Raw genomic sequence first — 17,761 nt, 5'->3', positions numbered from 1 at the left:
ATGGCAAAGAAAAAAATCTCCCATATAAATGAAGAGTTCGATCTGAAACTCTTTGCAATTATCGTAAAGAAGTATTTTTATGTGTTGCTTACTGTCTTGTTTTTCGCACTTGTCGGCTCCCTACTCTATTTACGTTATACTCATCCTGTTTATCAGTCAGAGTCAGTAATTAAGATCGGAACCGTTAACAATGCCAATGCAGTTTTAAATATTCAGAATGCCCAATTCTATGATGCCATGGGAATGGGTAGTAATAATCTTGCAGGAAGTATTGAATTATTACGATCGAAGTTGATGCTTGGACGAGTGTTGAACCAGATGCCTTTGGATATAAGTTATTATGCGCAAGGAAATGTCTTAGATTACGAACTGTATCGTCAAACCCCATTTGAGATCAGTTTTCTACTTAGTGATTCGTCATTTTATGGAGTACAGGTGTATGTAAATTTTCTTTCCGAAACCCTGTATCAGTTACATTATACTTTTAATGACAATCTGGTATCCGGAATATACAACATCGAGCAATGGTACAATACCGCCGGAGTTAAGTTCAAATTAAGAATAGTCGATTACACCACCGTACAGGCACAGCAAAAGAAAATCAAGCAGGATCCATTCTACTTTATTATCAATAATCCTGAAAGTATGGTTGATCGGTATTATAATAACATGTCAATTGTTTTAACAAATCAATTTGCGCAAACTGTAAGAATCTCTTTTAAAGACCGTAATCCACAAAAAGCCAGTGACTTTGTAAACACAATGGCCTCTGAGTACGATATGTACGTTAAGGAAAACAAGTCTGCCGGTGCAAATAAATCGATAGAATTCATCAATGAAACTTTAGCATCTATTGAAACAGAGTTAAAGGAATCAGAAAAGAAACTCGAAGTCTTTAAACGATCGAACAAGATCACTCAGCCAACTCAAAATGCACAGGATGTATTAACTCATATTAATACATTGATCGATCAGCGTACAGAGTTTTCATTGAACATTGCAGTGCTCAATCGTTTAGAAAAAGAGATCCAACTTAATAAAGATGTTGATCAATTGATTCCGCTTCTGGCCGGAACTGTGACAGATGACCTGATCAAGGAAAATGGTTTCTAAGGTTCAGGAAATGGAAGACCGTAAAACAAATTTACAATTCCAGGCTACTCCGGCCAATGTTGCAATGATTGCTTTGGAAAAAGATATTACCCGTCAGCGAGAAATGCTTTCGAATTCAATTATTAATTCAAGAAAATCGCTTACAGAAAAAATTAAAAGTGTCGACGACAGAATATTTGAGTTTGAAGGTGATTTTGCCGGACTGCCCAGTAAGGAAGCTGAAATGGCTCGTCTTGATCGATTATACCAGGTTAATCAGAAATTTTATCAGTTATTACTTGAAAAGAAAATTGAATTTTCAATCAGTCGTGCCGGTATCGTTACTGACAACATCGTTCTACAGCAAGGACAATACCTTATGGACCATTAACACCAAACAGAAAACTCATTATTGCGGGAAGTCTTGTGGCAGGATTCGTTTTCAGTTTCTTATTAATATTTCTGCGTTATCTTTCTACAATGAGATCACATCGCTGGAAGAGATCAATCAATACACAGATGCTGCAATGCTTGGTATCATACCAAAGTATAAAAGCCTTATCCCTGTCTCGCAATTACTGGTTGATAAAAATCCGAAGTCTGCGATCTCAGAGTCCTTCAGATCAGTGCGTACGAATTTACAGTTCATAAACAGTGATCCCGGACCTAAAGTAATTGCAATTACTTCAACTATTTCAGGAGAAGGAAAGACGTTTGTTGCCATCAACCTTGCAGGAGTTATTGCCTTTTCAGAAAAGAAAGTTTTGATCATTGACCTTGACATGCGGAAACCTAAGATCCACCTGGGATTTAATGTCGAGAATAATAAAGGCATGAGTACAATTTTAATTGGAAAAGATAATCCTGAAAATTGTATAAATAAAAGCAGTTTAAAAAATCTCGATTTCATTACTGCCGGACCAATTCCTCCAAATCCATCGGAGTTGATCTTAAGTAAACGGATGTCAGAGTTAATTGAGCAATTGAAAGCTAAGTATGATATTGTGATCATCGATACACCACCCGTAGGAATTGTTACAGATGGTGTTGAAGTAATCAAGAAAGCCGACTACCCATTATATATTGTAAGAACATTGTATTCAAAACGAGTCTTCCTTCAGAATCTTAATAAGATGATCGAAGAAAATAAAATTACAAAATTGTCTGTTATTCTTAATGGTGTTGACACGGCCAGATTCAAATACGGATATGGATATGGGTACGGATATGGTTACGGATATGGATACGGCTATGGTTATGGATATGGATATTATGATGAAGATTCTAAAAAGAAACCGTTATCACGCTGGCAGAAGTTTAAAAATAATTTCTTCACAAGTTAAACTTCAGTGATGAAAATTAAAGAAACACCAATTGCCGGTTTGCTATTGATTGAGCCGAGAATTTTTTCAGATTCCCGTGGAAATTTTTTTGAATCTTTTAATGAACGAACTTTAAGAGATGCCGGAATATCATTTGGATTTGTTCAGGACAATCAGTCGATAAGCAAGAAAGGTGTAATCCGCGGTTTGCATTTTCAGCGACAACCTTATGATCAGGGGAAACTTGTAAGAGTGATCAAAGGAAGTGTAATTGATGTTGCGTTGGATCTGCGAAAAGACTCTTCTACATTTGGAAGGCATTATGACATTGAACTCAACGACAGAAATAATTTCATGCTATGGATTCCGCCCGGGTTTGCACATGGATTTTCTGTGCTTGAAGACGACACTGTGTTCTTATACAAGGTCACTAACTATTATCATGCTGCTTCTGAAAGTGGAATTATATATAATGATATCGACCTGAATATTAACTGGGGAATTAAGGATACTACTATTTCAGAAAAAGATAAAGTTCTGCCTTCATACAAAGAGTATTGTCTGAGTCTGTAAATTAGATAATTCGAGAATAAATCCGATGATTGAAAATAATACTGATTATTACTTAATTGTTTACTTGCTTTATTTTATTGTCTCAGGGATCTTTTCATTTCTGATCAATAATCTATTTTTGAAATTTGTCAAAACACTTGGAATCAGAAATCAGGACGACACTGTTATCAGATGGGGATCACAATCAAAGCCTGCTGTTGGCGGTTTTTCTTTTTACATCATTTTCCTTTTATCGATTATTATCTACCCTGTTTTTTTTGACAGTAGTCAGGTATTCCTGAATAAGCAATTTATCGGAATATTATTGGCCGGCATGCTTGGATTTTTGCTGGGGCTTGCTGATGATGCCTATAATACCAGACCATTACTAAAACTCTTTACACAGATTACGTGCGGAATAATATTGCTAGTTACCGGTACAGAGATCACATTGAGTTATGTGGAGATCATCAACTATATCATTACCATCGTCTGGGTAGTTGGTATTATGAATAGCCTGAATATGCTCGACAACATGGATGCCATTTCGACAACTGTATCAATCAGCATTATCCTTTCGGCATTGACTGTAATGCTTTTCCATCAGGAATACAATAGCGTTTACTTCATCATTATGATCGGAGTAATGGCATCACTGGCAGGCTTTCTGTTCTTCAACTGGCATCCATCAAAAATGTACATGGGCGATACCGGAAGTCAGTTTCTGGGAGTCTTCCTTGCTGCAATGGGCATAAGATATTTGTGGAATGCAGAACCACCTTCAGGAGATCTTATCAGTGCGAGGAACTTATTTTTGCCGATCATCGTTTTCCTGATGCCGTTAATTGATACTACCACGGTTGTGATCAACAGAATGTCAAAAGGTAAAAGTCCATTCATCGGAGGAAAAGATCACACCACTCATGCCCTGGCCTATTTAGGCCTCAGCGATCGTCAGGTTGCACTGGTTTTCTGGGCCGTGACACTGATGAGTTTATTGTTAGTGATCATTATGGAGAAGTATCTGAAACAATGGACACACATTTACTCTGTCCTTTTCAGCGCCTATATACTGACTATGTTTTCGATTTTCTTTTATGCTGCGAGGTCGGTAAAGGATAAGTAAAAGTCTTTATAAGATTAAACATTTTTTTGCAAGGGCCTTAAGGGCCGCAGACTACACCCCAACATCCAACATAATTATTGCTTCACAAAGCGAAGGTACTTCACTTCATTTTCCAGAAGCAACTGCACTGTATAAATCCCCGCTTTCAGATTTTCAACATTGAACTTTGATGATGATTGCCTGAATGAATTTACCAGATTGCCTTTTGAATCATAAATTTTCAATTCAATAAAATTGTTTCCGGAAACAGATTGACCTGTCAGATAAAACTCTTTGATTACCGGATTGGGATAAATTCCAACATTATCGGAGACAGAAATTAAATTCGGTACCAACGTTAAAATGCTGTCGGTATTACATACAGAACATCCAATTGCATCAAATACACATACCTCATAATAGCCTGCAGGAAGACCATAGAAATTATTTCCACTTGGTGCAACGATTGGCGGATCGATAAAATAGTTGTAAGGCGGCACACCGTTAACAGCTATGAGCTCTACCCTTCCATCACTGCACGTTGGACATGATGGGCTGGTAAAAATAGCAGTAAGGGAAAGACTGTCGTTCGATACAAAAGCTGTATCTGAAAACTGGCACCCTAAACTGTCTGTAATGGTCACTGAATAAATACCAGGACAGAGTGAATTAATCATTTCAGTATTCTGACCAGTGGACCATTGATATGAAATTGTTCCGATTCCAAATGCCTGTGCAGTGAGCTCACCGTTACAAGCAGAATCACAAACTAATGCATTCGCAACCGAAAGTCCGCAGTTCGCAAGGGTTAATATGTTTGAAAAAGATTCACATGCATCTGAATTATAGATGCGCACCATATAATCTCCGGGAGCTGAAGCTGTATATTCATATGTAAAAGCATTTGGAATTAAAATACCATTCAAATACCATTCATAACTCCAGAAAAAAAATCTTGCAACAGAGAGCAAAAATCCATTCTGAACTAATGTTATAGAAGGGACAGTATTCTGCATCAATGTGTAATTTCCGGTTGCAATACAGCCTTGTGGTGAAACAGCAGTACAGGAATAATCACCATCATTGAATGCATAGATCACTGCTGAGTCAATATTCAAATTTATATTTTCGTAAGTCCATGAATAAGTCCAGTTATCCATATCGGCAGCAAATAACGATACAGTGTCATTGCAATATATTCCATCAGAATTTCCCCTGATGCCGAATGTTATTTCTTCATTTGCTGGATCGAATTCAATAGTATTCGTGCTCCAGCATCCGCTTGCATCAGTTATTTTCACCTGATAAACGGAAGCATAATTTACTTGAAGCAATGTATATGTCCCAATGATCTGATTATTCATTTTCCAGGAATAAGTACTTCCTGAAATATTATTGACCCATAGAGTTCCTGTTCCGCTAACACATACGTTTGAATCAAGCAGTGCATGTATAACGGGCTCAGCAGTTAAAGTCTGCAGAATTAAAGTATCGCCTGCTGAAATTGCATTACAGCCATGCCGGTCAGTGATAACAACCTGATAAATTCCTGCTACCCGTGGAACGAGATAAGAAGTTGTGTTATTAAGAGTATCATTGTTCACTACCCATCGATAAAACGTATAAGGTTCATTGATATAATCGATCTCAATATAACTTGTAATTTCAGAACAGATCTCATTTCCGGTAGTCATCGTTAATTGAGGTGCTACTGCTTCATGCAGAATTACAGAAATACTATCAATTGCTGTTCTTCCGTTTGCATCAGTAACGGTTAGATAATATGTGTCGTCCTGAGTAAAATTATAGACCATTGCCCTACCCGTATTATAATTGTTCAGGTTTGTATTCGGACTCCAGCTATAAGTAAATGGTGGTGTACCTCCTATTATTGGATGATAAGTTCCGATGATAGCAGTTCTGTTTCCATTTTCACAAACAAAAACATCAGGTCCTGCATAAACATTTATTGTGTCCGGATCAAGATAAATGGAATCAGAATAAGTAATACATGGATATGAGTTTGCAGTTGCATAGTAGTAATATCCGGCAAGGATAGGAGTACAATTTGTAGTAGTCTGACCGGTAAGAGTATCACCATTCATGAACCATTGATTGTGACTTCCACTATAATCCGCAATTATAAAACTATTACTGACTGATAATTCAATCTCAGGTGGAAAATCATTTGCATGAACATTAGCAGTGGCCGATGTATAGCAACCATTTAGATCAAATCCCTTTACGCTGTAGTTGGCAGAAGTTGCGACAACTATCGATTGTGAAGTTTCACCTCCAGGCAACCATTGATATGAATCTGCACTTGAGCTTGTCAACGAGATGCTGTCGCCAATACAAAAATCCAAAGGACCTGATGAAGTTATCGTCGTTTGACCGGGAGCAGAATTGATCAGAACGGTTGTCTTAGCAGAAGTATCTTGTCCGCAAACATTTGTTGCAACAAGATAATATACACCGGGAAGACCAATCGATCCGGGAATAGTAATTATAGAAGAAGTTGAATTAGCAAGAAGGGTATCATTTCTGTACCATTGATAAGAGACGTTTGGAAGATTTGGAACCTGTAATTGTGCAGTTGAATTTGTGCAAATGTGTTTTGTACTATCAGGTCCAACAGGAATAAACGGTAATCCATTTTCAACAGACACATTAAAAGGAAGAGAACTTGTTACAAAACCATTAGGTAAAGTGGTTACTACAGAATAATTTCCCGGTGTATTTACAGTTATTGAAGGTGTCGTAGCACCGGTTGACCATATATGAGTAGAACCTGAACAACTATCGACAAATAAAACAGTACTGTCACCTGTACATATAGAATTGAATCCATGTATGTCTGTATATCTGTAAGTAGAATTCGACTCAGAAATGAAACCTCCCATAGTTTCGGAATATCCATAAGAGCTGATAAGTATTCCTCCTGAATATGAGTAACTACTATGATATGGACCACCGATAGCTGGTCTTCCTTCTACATAAAGTAAATTCCCATCGGCACTGTATGTATAAGTTGAATAACCCATACCTGCAGTTGACCAGGAAAAGGTTCCATCCGGTTCATAATACGCCCGCTGGTAATCTGAAAAAGAAGGATATCCGTTAGCATCTATTTCATGTACTTCACGATAAGCATAGATCCATGCAGTATCTGCCCAGGACATATCATAAATGTACACAGGTTTGTCAAAAGGACTATATTCGTAATAAGTCAATAATTGATTTTTCCATACAGTATCTAACCTTTCCTTGATAATACTATCCGGAAGATTTCCCTGATAAGTATATCGTGATCTGGAAATTGTATCCCATTGAGTAGAGTTCCAATTAAAATAAACAGAAAATATTTTATCTCCAGAACTATCGTAGTAATAGTCGTTTCGGGTATAGTTTGTTAAAGGCAAACTCACTGAACCATTCTGAACAATAATTGATGAGTCGTTTCCATTCATGTCATATGAAAAAATTGTTTTTTCAATGGCATTACCATTTGTAATTGTACTATCAATTAGTCTGTCCTGAAGATCATAATTCATGACAAGTTGATCAGTAACAATCCAGTTATTTGAACTCCATGTCTGTCTGATTTTTCCTATTAATTTTCCTGATGCTGAGTAAGAATATGTGGTCTGACTGCCATTCTGATATACATTATTTGAGAAGGAATAGGAATTCTCCTGAATTAAATTATTATTCAGATCAAACAAATTTTCATATTTAGTTCCAGGATTCCATAATGTTTCTCCTGTTTCTCTTCCATAATAATAAGCAGAACGAAGTAAGTGATTGAAGCCGTTATAATGCTCAACACTATAAAAATCACGTTCGCCATTATCGCCATAAGCATATCCTGAACGGACAATCACAGAATCACATTGTGCATTTACAAAAGACAAAAATGTCAGATTCAATAAAACAAATAGTAGATTTTTTTTCATTTTAAATAAATTTTATGATCGTAAATATTTTAAACAAGAATTTCCGGTTTCCCAAGATGCTCTACAAGTTTTCTTATTGCAACTCCCCTATGACTGATTGCATTTTTTTCAGCGTCTGTCATTTCAGCAAATGTTTTATCGTGACCATCAGGGAGAAATACAGGATCGTAACCAAAGCCATTATCACCAGCTTCACTTTCAGTGATCACACCTTCAACAACTCCTTCAAACGAAAGATCTACTCCATCGATCATCAGACAAATTGCTGTTCTGAATCTTGCGCGACGATTTTCAACTCCTTTAATTTCCGTCAGTAGTTTTTTAATATTTTCCTCTGACTTTCCACCGGGACCAGCAAATCTGGCTGAATAAACTCCCGGTCTGCCTCCCAGTGCATCAACTTCAAGTCCGGTATCATCGGCAAAACAATTCATACCGAATTTTTCATAGATATATCTGGCTTTGATAAAGGCATTTTCAGGAATAGTACTTCCGGTTTCAGCAATTTCATCTTCACTGTCAATATCCTTCAAACTCAGGATCTCAATAGATGCGGGAAGTAATTGCTTTACCTCTTTCAATTTATTATTGTTATTTGTCGCGAAAACCAGCTTCATATAGTTTCAATTTGTTAGAGCAAAATAGGTTTTTTATAGGGATAATTTAATGAGATATCAGTTTTTTATAAGGTCAAAGGTCAGAGGACATACATGACCCTTGACCTTTGACCCTTGACCTAAATATTTCAACCCTCTCCCCAGCCAGTACTTCCAATCAGTCACAAAAAACCCTATATTTGGCACCTTACTCTTCAATATGAAAGTTGCATTAATTACAGGCATCACAGGACAAGATGGTGCCTATCTAGCGGAATTTCTGCTAAAAAAAGGGTACATGGTTCATGGTATAAAACGGAGAAGTTCGCTCTTTAATACCGACCGTATTGACCATTTGTATCTTGATCCCCATGAAAAAAATATCAATTTCAAATTGCATTATGGTGATCTGACCGACAGCACAAATCTGATCCGCATCATTCAGGAAGTACAACCGGATGAGATCTATAATCTGGGTGCGATGTCACATGTAAAAGTGAGTTTCGAGACACCGGAATATACAGCCAATGCCGATGGAATCGGAACTCTCCGGATCCTTGAAGCTATCCGCATTTTAGGTCTTGCTCAGAAAACAAAATTCTATCAGGCATCTACATCCGAATTGTATGGCTTGGTTCAACAGGTTCCTCAATCGGAATCTACTCCATTCTATCCGCGTTCACCCTATGCAATTGCAAAGTTATATGCATATTGGATGACGGTAAATTACAGAGAAGCTTACGGTATGTTTGCAGCGAATGGAATTCTTTTTAATCACGAATCTCCTTTAAGAGGTGAAACATTTGTATCCAGAAAAATAACACGTGGTGTAGCCCGGATCGTATTGGGTTTGCAGGATCAACTTTATCTTGGAAACATCGATTCAAAACGCGACTGGGGTCATGCGAAAGATTATGTTGAAGCTATGTATCTGATTCTTCAGCAGGAAAAACCCGAAGATTTTGTGATAGCAACCGGAAAGACTACTACAGTACGTGAATTTCTTGAAATGTCATTCGCAGAAGTTGGGATCAAAATTGAATTTAAAGGGACAGGCGTTAATGAAATTGCAACTGTAGTATCCTGTTCAAATGCGAACTATAATTTACCTGCGGGAAAAGTTGTATTGAGTATCGACGAGAAATATTTCAGACCAACAGAAGTTGATCTGCTTTTAGGTGATCCATCCAAGGCAGAAAAACAATTAGGATGGAAACCAAAATATGATCTGAAGATGTTGGTAAAAGAAATGATGGAAAGCGATCTTGAACTTTTCCGGAAAGACAAATATTTAAAAGACGGTGGACATAACGTTTTAAATTATCATGAATAATAATTCGAAAATTTATGTTGCCGGTCACAGGGGAATGGTTGGTTCAGCTATCGTAAGAGAGCTTGAATCTAATGGCTTTCATAACCTGGTATTAAGAACATCTACAGAACTGGATTTAAGAAATCAGCAGGCAGTAAATGATTTTTTCAGAAACGAAAAACCTGAGTATGTTTTTTTAGCAGCTGCTAAAGTTGGAGGCATTAATGCAAACAATATTTACCGCGCGGAATTTCTCTATGATAATCTGGCTATAGAGCTAAATGTTATTGAAGCTGCAAAACAGAATAACGTTAAAAAACTTTTGTTCCTCGGATCATCATGTATTTACCCGAAATCTGCACCACAGCCATTGAAGGAAGAATACCTTTTAACAGGAATACTTGAATCAACAAATGAACCGTATGCAATTGCCAAGATCGCAGGAATAAAACTCTGCGAAGCATACCGGTCACAATATGGCTGCAATTTTATTTCAGCAATGCCAACCAACTTATATGGCCCGAATGACAATTACGATCTTGAAAAATCGCATGTGTTACCGGCGTTGATCCGTAAATTTCATGAAGCAAAGCTAAACGGATCGGAAGAGGTAGTTGTCTGGGGTAGCGGAAAACCGATGCGGGAGTTTTTGCACGTCGATGATCTTGCAAAAGCCTGTTTGATTCTTATGCAAAAATATGATGAAGCCGGTTTTTTAAATATAGGCTTCGGAAGCGACATAAGCATTTCAGAATTATCAGCCATGATTTCAGAAATTGTCGGCTTCAAAGGCAAAATTGTTTTTGACACAAACCGTGCTGATGGTACTGTAAGAAAACTAATGGATTCATCGAAAATCCAATCTCTTGGATGGGCGCCAAAAATAGGGCTAAGCAATGGAATATCAAGTACATACGAACTATTTTCAAAGCAGCTTTCTCAAATTTAAATTTAGAACTTTAAAGTGTAGGTTTTCGTATGCAGAGTAATGAGTCAGAGAACAATCTGATTTTAAAAATACTCAAATCGACCTATTAGATGCATAACGAAATACCAAAAAAGATTTCATTAATTTCAATGATAATCTTTTTGAATTTATTACTGGCTTCTTCAACATTCGGACAATGTCCATCGGCAAGTTTCAGTATGCCTGCTTCAGTATGTGCAGGAGCTCCGATAACTTTTACTAATTCGAGTGTCAATGCCAGCAGTTATGAATGGGATTTTACTCCCGGTTTTTTCAGAAATGCAGGTACAAAAATTATTGATACTGCAGCTGGAGCAGAATATGCAAGAGATATCACTTTAGAGATGCAAAATGATACAATTGTAGGTTTCTACTGCGCTGGTTCTGCTCTGTACAGAACTATTTTTGCAAATGGAATTGATCAGCCTTATACATCAGTTGAAAATCTTGGAGACTTTGGATTTCTCTATCAACCTTCAGACATCGCACTTTTTAAAGAAAATAATGAATGGTATGGCTTTATAGTGGATTATGGAAATTATGCATTGAGTCGAATTCATTTCGGAACCAGTTTGCTGAACATTCCAGACAACCCTACTATAGTTCACAATGTATCGACAAGCAACATGACAACACCATGGGGAATTAAAGTAATTTCTGATTCTTCAGGTAGTATTTTTGGTATGGCAACAAACTTTACTACAGGTACCTTTACACTTTTTGAATTTGGAAATTCAATTCTAAATATTCCAACTTCTAATTTACCAGTGAGCATTCCGGGAGCTTCAAATGTATTTGATGGAATTTTTGCTAAAGAATGTGGAACATACTATGCTTATTTTGGAGGATTCGGTTCGACAAATGTTGTCAAAGCAAATTTCGGTTCAACGATCAATACCAGTCCGACGTTTACAACTGTGATTTCAGATGGTAATCCCAGTGATCTCGCTTTAATACAGGATAGTTCAGGGTGGAAAATGATCACTACAAATTACACCAGCAATGATATCAGAAAATATGATCTTGGGCCTTCACTATCAGGAAATACTGCACAGTTGATAGGTATTGAAAATTATAGTGGTGTAAATCCGAAAGGATTATCAACCTACAGAAAAGAAAACAAACAATTTGCAATTATTCAGAATATCAGTTCTTTTAATTTACAAGTGATTGAATACAACAATACGGCAAATGCTTCGATATCACTATCAACTGCAAATACACCGTTGAATGTTTCATTCAATACTTCCGGAACATATCCGGTAACGCTGACTGCTTATGACAGTTTTGGGAATTCATCTTCTGTAACACAACAAATTCAAATTGTAAACGCACCTATATCTTCTTTTGTAACCTCCAACCTTTGCTTCGGAGACAGTGTTCATTTTATCGATTCAAGTACCGTTTCCGGAGGATCAATTGTTTCCTGGAGTTGGGATTTCGGAGATGGAGATACAAGTTCATTACAAAATCCGATACATCAGTATGCTTGTTCAGGCACATATTCTGTTAGTCTGACTACCAGTAGTGGCACTTGCGATAATACATTCATGAATCTGGTATCAATTGCAGCACAGCCTTCGGCAAATTTTTCAGCAGCAAGTGGATGTTCTAATACTTCTACTCCATTTACAGATCTTTCCACAATTCCTTCAGGAAATATAGTAAACTGGCAATGGAACTTTGGAAATGGAGATTCAAGTTCTTTACAAAACCCGGTTTACTCCTTTCCGACAGGTGGAAACTATTTGGTATCGCTGACAGTTACCAGTAATGGAAATTGTTCTGCAAGCTATTCAACAAATCTGAATGTTAATTCAAGTCCAATAGCTGCCTTTGAAGAGATCAACACGTGTGTTGGACAGCAAGTACTTTTTTCAAATCAAACCATTGCAAATGGATCTGTGATATCAGGATACCGATGGGATTTTGGTGATGGCGGTACCGATACAGTTTTCTCACCTAATTATTCATACCCCAACACCATAGGAAATTACACGGTTCAATATATCGTTGATGCAAGCAACGGATGTAATGATACCATAACGAAAAACATCAGAATAAGTAATATTCCATCTGCAGCTTTCACTCTGCCTGCTACCATTTGTCAGGGTAACATTGCACAGTTTAACGATTTATCATTAGTGGTTGCTGATACAATTTCAGCATGGAGTTGGGATTTTGGTGATGGTGAACTGGACTCTGTTTCTTCACCGGTCCATATATACTCGAATCCGGGAACCTATACTGTAAATTTAATTGCTTACTCCCCTTCAAATTGCCCAAGTGCCCCGGCTCAACAAACAATAACCGTAATTGAAAGTCCGGTTGCTGCATTTACATTTTCAAGTGTTTGTTTAGGCACAACGACTTCATTCACTAATCAATCGACACCTGCAAGTGGAAGTTCAATTGCCACCTACCTTTGGCATTTATCGGATAGTGACTCATCCGTTTTCACCAATGTTTTTTTTACTTTCGATAGTATAGGAAGTTATCCCGTATCCCTTTTAGTTACTTCTGTTGAAGGCTGTACCGATCTTGTTAATGATACAGTAATAATTCATCAGCAACCTGTTGCCAATTATTCTACAAATAATGCATGTACAGGACAAAACGTTGTCTTCTCCAATCAAAGTACTTGTGACTCACTAAGCAGCATTTCACAAAACCTCTGGAATTTTGGAGATTTCAGTTCTCCTAATAACACTTCAACGTTAACAAATCCAACTCACTTGTATGATACAACTCTGAATTACAGTTCATCGTTGATCATTGTAACAAATCATGGTTGTAGTGATACTGCTTTCCAAACAATCAGAGTAAATCAAACTCCATCAGTTAATTTCACTTACTCACCTACTTGCTTAGGAGATTTGATGGAATTTTTTAACCCGGGTTCACCGATAGACAGTTTATATCATTGGAATTTCGGAGACAGTCAGACAAACCAACTCAAAGAGCCGGCCCATTATTATATTTCAGCAGCTAATTATCAGGTAACTTTGAATGTAACTTCAACAAGAGGTTGTATCGGATCTGCCACGAGACAAGTAACTGTGAGTCCGATTCCGGTGCCTTCTTTTTCTACTCCTCCGGGTTGCCTTGGATCAACTTATGATCTGACAAGCACATCCACAATCAGTGCCGGAACGATTGCAAACTACCAATGGCATATTGAAGCTCCTGATACAAATTTGATGGGACCATCGGTGAATTATACATTTAGCGATTCAGGTAATTATCAAATTACATTGTTGGTTACAAGTGATATTGGGTGCGACAAATCCATTTCAAAAGTTGTGAGTATTCATGGATTGCCAATTGCTAATTTTAGTTTTGATCCTCAGTATGGAAATCCTCCGTTAGCAGTTCAATTTACGGATCAATCGTATGCAGCAAATTCTTTTGAGTGGACCTTCGGTGTCGACAGTTTGATCAGCACAGAAATGGATCCGCCTTATCTGTACAATGACACAGGCTTGTTTACCATTACTCAGATCATTACCAGTAATTTTGGTTGCAAAGATACAATGCAAAAAGAAATTTATGTTATCAAACCTGTATTGGACATTGCAATTGTTGGTGATTCTTCCTATGAGGACGAAAATTATTTCTACATCGTTGCTACGATTTCAAATCTGGGCACACTGGAGATTAACAACGTCTTAATGGAAGCACGGCTCTCCGATGGAAATTCTATAAGAGAAAGACTGGAACGATCAATTCCAAATGGTACAACAGGAATTCAGAATTATCATTTTACCGCAGCATTCAGATTGTCGAGTGGAATAAACAGTGATTCATATTGCATTACTGCCTCAGAGCCGAATGGTCAAAAGATGATGTCATTTCAAATAATGAGAAATGCTACACAAGGACTGATGAATTATCAATTTTAAATCCTTATCCAAATCCTGTCTCGGAGGAAGCTAATATCCGGATAATTTTGCCTTATAAATCAAAGCTAATGATCTCTGTTTACGATCAGGCGGGTCGCCTGATGTCAGAAGTATTTAATGATCTGGCACCGGATGGATTTTCAGACTATAAGTTCGACGTAAGCAATCTTCCGGAAGGCCTTTATACAATCCGAGTCATCTTCAAGGATAAAGTATTTTACCGTCAATTAGTAGTGTCACATTCCAAATAAGTTCGTTCATAACTGGCTCTTATAATTTGCTATAATTCTTGATAAAAACTCAGATTTAATGTAGGTTTGCGTAAAAGCGGCCAATATGGAATATGAAATCAAACCTGCTAAAGGTTTGCAGTTCAACATTAAAGAGTTGTGGGATTTTCGCGAGCTGATCTATTTTTTCACCTTACGGGATGTTAAGATCAAGTACAAGCAAACTGTTCTGGGAGCGCTTTGGGCTATTCTTCAGCCCTTTCTTTTAATGGTGATCTTCACAGTATTCTTCGCTTCTCATCTTGATATCAAATCCTATAATTTACCCTACCCTGTTTTTGTTTTTTCCGGATTGATCTTGTGGAATGTTTTCGCAACAGGAATTTCCACAGCAGGAAATAGTATGGTCATCAATTCAAATATTATTAAAAAGATTTATTTTCCAAGGTTGATAATTCCCATATCAGGTGTATTAGGAACATTGGTTGATTTCTGCATGACTTTGATAATGTTTATTATTGTTTTGTTCTATTACCTTCCTTCCTTTTCACTGCTTTTTATTTTAATATTACTTCCATTAGCTTTATTCATCACATTGCTTACAACTTTTGGCTTTGGTTGTCTGCTCGCTGCCTTGAATGTTAAGTACAGAGATTTCAGATACATCATTCCTTTCATGATTCAAATTCTTTTGTTTCTGACTCCGGTGATCTATCCGGCGACTATTGTTAAAAACGATTTTCTCCGATCGGTATTGAATCTGAATCCGATTTCAGGTGCTATAGAAATACTGCGGGGAGCTATCAATGGCATTCCACCTTCATTTGAACTTGTAGGACAATGTCTTTTGATCTCGCTGATTATATTTTCAATTGGCTTATCCTATTTCCGTAAAACAGAATATTATTTTGCTGATCTAGCATAATGAAGCCGATACTCGAAGTTCAAAATATCTCCAAAAAGTTCAGGATCTACCATGAACATTTGCCCTATGAATCGATGCGGAGCAAACTGATGAATCCTTTGAGTTTTTTTTCAAAAAAAGAATCAGAAGAATTCTGGGCTCTTAAAAATGTTTCCTTTTCTGTGAATGCCGGAGAGAGTATTGGAATCATAGGAAAAAATGGAGCCGGCAAATCTACCTTACTGAAAGTTCTTTCCAAAATTACACCACCGACTGAAGGAAAAATTATTTCCAGAGGCAGAATTGCATCATTGCTGGAAGTTGGAACAGGATTTCATCCGGAACTGACCGGTCGTGAAAATGTTTTTCTCAATGGTTCGATTTTGGGGATGAAGAAAAAAGAAATTCAGCAACAATTCGATGAGATTATCGATTTTGCAGGAATAGAGAAATTTCTTGACACGCAATTAAAACATTATTCCAGTGGAATGCAATTACGGCTTGCTTTTGCAGTGGCTGCTTTTCTAAATCCAGAGATCATGATCATTGATGAAGTTTTAGCAGTTGGTGATGCTGATTTCCAAAAAAAATGTATTGGAAAAATGGAAGGTGTAACAAGAAGTGGTCGTACGATTTTGTTTGTCAGCCATCAGATGGGCCTGGTAAATCAATTGTGTTCAAGAGCACTTCTGATGAGTAAAGGCGAAATTCTTGTGAGCGACAGTACAGATATTGTTACCTCAAAATATCTTTCATTCGATTATCAGGAAAGCGAGAATGTTTTTACACATGATCCTAAACTGACAGCTAACAAAGAAATGTACATTGAACATGTATCAACCGTTGACGGTGAACACAAACCATCATCAGTATTTGGATTTAATCAGGAAATTCGAATAAGTTTTGTTCTTGTATCAAACAATAAAGTTTCAGACGAGATCCTTTCTGTTGCTTTGCAGGATAAATATGGAAACAGAATCTTTACTATACACAAACCTCTCGATCAGTTAGCTCGACATGAAAACAGGATAAGTGGGTCAATGCTGATTCCAAAGGAATTTATTGCACCAAACATATATTCATTTCATTTTGCAATTGTGAGAAGCGATGGAAAAGTTTTTGACATCCATGAAGGCCAATGCCGTTTCAGGGTTGCTGATACAGGAACACCATTCTCACAATATGAAGGTAAGGATTATGGAAATATTATTATTTCATGCAAATGGGAGTCAATATAAAATCAACATAAAGCAATTCAAACAAGTGTAAAATGATCAGAAGATTGTTTAATCTTTTATTTCCTGTTAAGGCGACAATGCATACTATGGATAATGGTACTGTTGTCAAGGGAGTTATTTTTAAAACTGATAAAACAGCGGTGATTGACATCAGTAATAATTGCCTGATTGAAGGAATTCTGACTACCTATACACCCAATGCAAAAATCAGTTTAGGTGAAAACGTTTTTATCGGTAAAAATTCAATCGTCGGTTCTGCAAATAAGATTGAAATTGGAAATAATGTATTAATTTCATTCGACTGTATGATTCAGGATAGTGACACTCATTCCGAAAATTATTTGCTTAGAAGAACTGATACGCGAGACTGGCTGAATGGAAGAAAAAACTGGGAAAATGTTCCAAGCAATCCAATTAAAATCGGAAATGATGTTTGGATCGGAGCCCATTCAATTATCCTGAAGGGTATTACTATTGGAGACGGTGCTATTATAGGTGCCGGTTCTGTTGTGACCAAGGATGTTGAATCATTCACAGTTGTTGCCGGCAATCCGGCAAAATTTATTAAAGCAATTGCACATTAAG

The 17,761-nt window shown here is 37.1% G+C and carries 14 protein-coding genes; 12 read left to right on the top strand and 2 right to left on the bottom strand.

Annotation, left to right across the window (positions count from 1 at the left end):
* From IPL24_00415 to IPL24_00395, 5 genes are read left to right on the top strand one after another with little or no spacing between them, the layout of a single operon-like run.
* Positions 1-1,113, top strand: coding sequence for a hypothetical protein (locus IPL24_00415; GenBank protein MBK8362182.1), 1,113 nt, complete (start codon positions 1-3; stop codon positions 1,111-1,113).
* On the top strand, positions 1,103-1,483 hold the full coding sequence (locus IPL24_00410; GenBank protein ID MBK8362181.1) for a hypothetical protein: 381 nt from the start codon (positions 1,103-1,105) through the stop codon (positions 1,481-1,483). Before IPL24_00415 ends, IPL24_00410 begins: the two co-directional genes overlap by 11 nt.
* The gene (locus tag IPL24_00405; GenBank protein ID MBK8362180.1) at positions 1,404-2,435 is read left to right on the top strand and encodes a CpsD/CapB family tyrosine-protein kinase; all 1,032 of its coding nucleotides are present in this window, start codon (positions 1,404-1,406) and stop codon (positions 2,433-2,435) included. The genes IPL24_00410 and IPL24_00405 overlap by 80 nt, the downstream gene beginning before the upstream one ends.
* Before the next feature lie 9 nt (positions 2,436-2,444).
* Complete coding sequence (gene rfbC / locus IPL24_00400; GenBank protein MBK8362179.1) at positions 2,445-2,987, top strand: dTDP-4-dehydrorhamnose 3,5-epimerase; 543 nt, start codon at positions 2,445-2,447, stop codon at positions 2,985-2,987.
* A 25-nt stretch (positions 2,988-3,012) separates the two neighbouring features.
* On the top strand, positions 3,013-4,092 hold the full coding sequence (locus IPL24_00395; protein MBK8362178.1) for an undecaprenyl/decaprenyl-phosphate alpha-N-acetylglucosaminyl 1-phosphate transferase: 1,080 nt from the start codon (positions 3,013-3,015) through the stop codon (positions 4,090-4,092).
* A 74-nt stretch (positions 4,093-4,166) separates the two neighbouring features.
* Here the strand turns inward: IPL24_00395 and IPL24_00390 are convergent, their stop codons facing one another.
* Positions 4,167-8,027, bottom strand: a complete 3,861-nt coding sequence (locus IPL24_00390) for a T9SS type A sorting domain-containing protein (protein ID MBK8362177.1) — start codon at positions 8,025-8,027, stop codon at positions 4,167-4,169.
* A 29-nt stretch (positions 8,028-8,056) separates the two neighbouring features.
* The gene (locus IPL24_00385) at positions 8,057-8,644 is read right to left on the bottom strand and encodes a non-canonical purine NTP diphosphatase (GenBank protein ID MBK8362176.1); all 588 of its coding nucleotides are present in this window, start codon (positions 8,642-8,644) and stop codon (positions 8,057-8,059) included.
* A gap of 199 nt (positions 8,645-8,843) precedes the next feature.
* Between IPL24_00385 and gmd the strand changes: the two genes are divergently transcribed.
* The 7 genes from gmd (at position 8,844) to IPL24_00350 (ending at position 17,760) form a co-directional block, all read left to right on the top strand.
* Positions 8,844-9,956, top strand: a complete 1,113-nt coding sequence (gene gmd, locus IPL24_00380; GenBank protein MBK8362175.1) for a GDP-mannose 4,6-dehydratase — start codon at positions 8,844-8,846, stop codon at positions 9,954-9,956.
* Entirely contained in the window at positions 9,949-10,884 is a 936-nt protein-coding gene (locus IPL24_00375) for a GDP-L-fucose synthase (protein ID MBK8362174.1), read from the top strand. The genes gmd and IPL24_00375 overlap by 8 nt, the downstream gene beginning before the upstream one ends.
* Before the next feature lie 140 nt (positions 10,885-11,024).
* On the top strand, positions 11,025-14,804 hold the full coding sequence (locus IPL24_00370) for a PKD domain-containing protein (GenBank protein MBK8362173.1): 3,780 nt from the start codon (positions 11,025-11,027) through the stop codon (positions 14,802-14,804).
* On the top strand, positions 14,711-15,055 hold the full coding sequence (locus IPL24_00365; protein ID MBK8362172.1) for a T9SS type A sorting domain-containing protein: 345 nt from the start codon (positions 14,711-14,713) through the stop codon (positions 15,053-15,055). Before IPL24_00370 ends, IPL24_00365 begins: the two co-directional genes overlap by 94 nt.
* An 85-nt stretch (positions 15,056-15,140) precedes the next feature.
* Positions 15,141-15,959, top strand: a complete 819-nt coding sequence (locus tag IPL24_00360; protein ID MBK8362171.1) for an ABC transporter permease — start codon at positions 15,141-15,143, stop codon at positions 15,957-15,959.
* Entirely contained in the window at positions 15,959-17,176 is a 1,218-nt protein-coding gene (locus IPL24_00355; GenBank protein ID MBK8362170.1) for an ABC transporter ATP-binding protein, read from the top strand. The genes IPL24_00360 and IPL24_00355 overlap by 1 nt, the downstream gene beginning before the upstream one ends.
* A 32-nt stretch (positions 17,177-17,208) precedes the next feature.
* Complete coding sequence (locus IPL24_00350; GenBank protein MBK8362169.1) at positions 17,209-17,760, top strand: acyltransferase; 552 nt, start codon at positions 17,209-17,211, stop codon at positions 17,758-17,760.
* Position 17,761: the final 1 nt, after the last annotated feature.

The sequence above is a fragment of the Bacteroidota bacterium genome, assembly GCA_016711505.1.
GTDB lineage: Bacteria > Bacteroidota > Bacteroidia > AKYH767-A > 2013-40CM-41-45 > JADKIH01.
Note: the sequence above shows the minus strand (reverse complement) of the source record. Positions and strands in the feature narration are given on the sequence as shown.

Bases quoted from the DNA above. Each gene is read 5' to 3' on its own strand.
- IPL24_00415 (MBK8362182.1), top strand. From the start codon at position 1: ATGGCAAAGAAAAAAATCTCCCATATAAATGAAGAGTTCGATCTGAAA.
- IPL24_00410 (MBK8362181.1), top strand. From the start codon at position 1,103: ATGGTTTCTAAGGTTCAGGAAATGGAAGACCGTAAAACAAATTTACAA.
- rfbC (MBK8362179.1), top strand. From the start codon at position 2,445: ATGAAAATTAAAGAAACACCAATTGCCGGTTTGCTATTGATTGAGCCG.
- IPL24_00395 (MBK8362178.1), top strand. From the start codon at position 3,013: ATGATTGAAAATAATACTGATTATTACTTAATTGTTTACTTGCTTTAT.
- IPL24_00390 (MBK8362177.1), bottom strand. From the start codon at position 8,027: ATGAAAAAAAATCTACTATTTGTTTTATTGAATCTGACATTTTTGTCT.
- IPL24_00385 (MBK8362176.1), bottom strand. From the start codon at position 8,644: ATGAAGCTGGTTTTCGCGACAAATAACAATAATAAATTGAAAGAGGTA.
- gmd (MBK8362175.1), top strand. From the start codon at position 8,844: ATGAAAGTTGCATTAATTACAGGCATCACAGGACAAGATGGTGCCTAT.
- IPL24_00375 (MBK8362174.1), top strand. From the start codon at position 9,949: ATGAATAATAATTCGAAAATTTATGTTGCCGGTCACAGGGGAATGGTT.
- IPL24_00360 (MBK8362171.1), top strand. From the start codon at position 15,141: ATGGAATATGAAATCAAACCTGCTAAAGGTTTGCAGTTCAACATTAAA.
- IPL24_00355 (MBK8362170.1), top strand. From the start codon at position 15,959: ATGAAGCCGATACTCGAAGTTCAAAATATCTCCAAAAAGTTCAGGATC.
- IPL24_00350 (MBK8362169.1), top strand. From the start codon at position 17,209: ATGATCAGAAGATTGTTTAATCTTTTATTTCCTGTTAAGGCGACAATG.